The following is a 248-nucleotide window of genomic DNA, read 5'->3' as shown; positions in this document are numbered from 1 at the left end:
AGCTTATACCGCTCCATCGTATCCTTTGAACTATTCAAAGGGAAAAAAGCTGTGGGCGGCCAGAGACAGCTTCGTCTCTGAAACCGCGCCACACTCCTTGCACGTGATACGAACGCGTTCCTCAACACCATACTTTTTCAGCTGTGCTTCGAAGTCCTTGATAAGTGCTACCTGATCAGGTGTGCACTCACCGACGATCTCAATCCTCTGCTTGAGAGTCAGATAACCTGCTACGTGTTGGATATGCG

At 49.6% G+C, this 248-nt stretch carries 1 protein-coding gene; it reads right to left on the bottom strand.

Annotated features, from left to right (window positions below; genetic code table 11):
• Positions 1 to 30 precede the first annotated feature (30 nt).
• The coding region (locus AC1RPN_RS09145; protein ID WP_481763870.1) for a hypothetical protein at positions 31 to 248 on the bottom strand (218 nt) is incomplete at its 5' end.

The organism is Dellaglioa sp. CoH-57-MRSF-20 (assembly GCF_056781955.1).
Note: the sequence above shows the minus strand (reverse complement) of the source record. Positions and strands in the feature narration are given on the sequence as shown.